The following is a 1132-nucleotide window of genomic DNA, read 5'->3' as shown; positions in this document are numbered from 1 at the left end:
TTTATAGGTGTACAAATGTCGGTTTATAGGTGTACAAATGTCGGTTTATTAAGAAGAAATATATTTGTTTGCTTTATAATGTTTTCGGTGGTATAATTAAGAAAAAATAAAGAGGGTTTCTTAATGACGAATGAAGTAGTTAAGCATCATAATGATTTGAACACGGTTATCATGAGAAAATGGACGTCAGAAGAGATGAATTTCTTCTTTGCAATAATTGCAAAAGCCAGAGATAACGGCATAGAAGACTTAGTCTTCGATAAGTATCAGTTAGCCGAACTTGCAAGCTATTCTATTCAGCACAATAAACGATTTCACGATACGATGAATAGCTTAGCTAATAATATAACTCAGTTACGATATATCGAAAAAACAAGCAATTCTATTGAGTACATGCCACTGTTTACACGATTTCGAGTGGATTGGAAAGAAGATTTGTCAGATATGACTGCAACAGTTTCTCTTTCGCCGAAATTTGAGTACATCTTAAACAGACTTTCAGCCAATTTCACACAATATGAGCTTGCAGAGTTTACAAATATTCGGTCTACATACGCTAAAACTGCATATAGACTATTAAAACAATGGCGTACAGTAGGTCGTAAAGAGTTCAAGATTGATGAATTTAAAACTTTACTTGATATGCCTAATAGTTATAAATCGAGCGAGATAGATAGAGCAGTCGTCAAACCGATCCTGAAGCAACTTTCACCATATTTTGAGGGATTGAAAGTTAAAAAAATCAAATCCAACAAGCGTGGGAATCCTGTTCTTGGTTATGAGTTTACTTGGAATCCTGAAATGACTGAATCGTATGTTCCAAATAAGTTCGATAAGCCTAAGCAAAGCAAGAAAAGGAAGTCCAACGTTCCTACTTGGTCAACTCCTGATTACGTGAATACAACGAGTGAAGAGAAAAAGGTTGAACTAGAGCGTAAAAAGCAAGAGATGTTAGCTAGATTAGACAATGAGCCCCCAAGGGTTTTGCCTGGGCAAATGGATATGTTTGAAGATTAGCTAGTTACAGAAAAGGGAGTAACAAAATGACAGAAAGAGCAGAACTAATAAACGATATCGAAAAATTAAAAGCTGAAAGAAATAGATTATTAAGGCAAGTAGAAGAAGCTGAGCA

At 35.1% G+C, this 1132-nt stretch carries 1 protein-coding gene; it reads left to right on the top strand.

The window, feature by feature from the left end; translation table 11 throughout:
- Window positions 1-123: 123 nt before the first annotated feature.
- Window positions 124-1017, top strand: a complete 894-nt coding sequence (locus BLS46_RS09765) for a replication initiation protein (protein WP_093587237.1) — start codon at window positions 124-126, stop codon at window positions 1015-1017.
- Window positions 1018-1132 lie beyond the last annotated feature (115 nt).

Origin of the sequence: Streptococcus sp. NLAE-zl-C503, from assembly GCF_900104285.1 — a bacterium.
Taxonomy (GTDB): domain Bacteria; phylum Bacillota; class Bacilli; order Lactobacillales; family Streptococcaceae; genus Streptococcus.
This window is presented reverse-complemented; position numbering and strand designations above follow the sequence as displayed.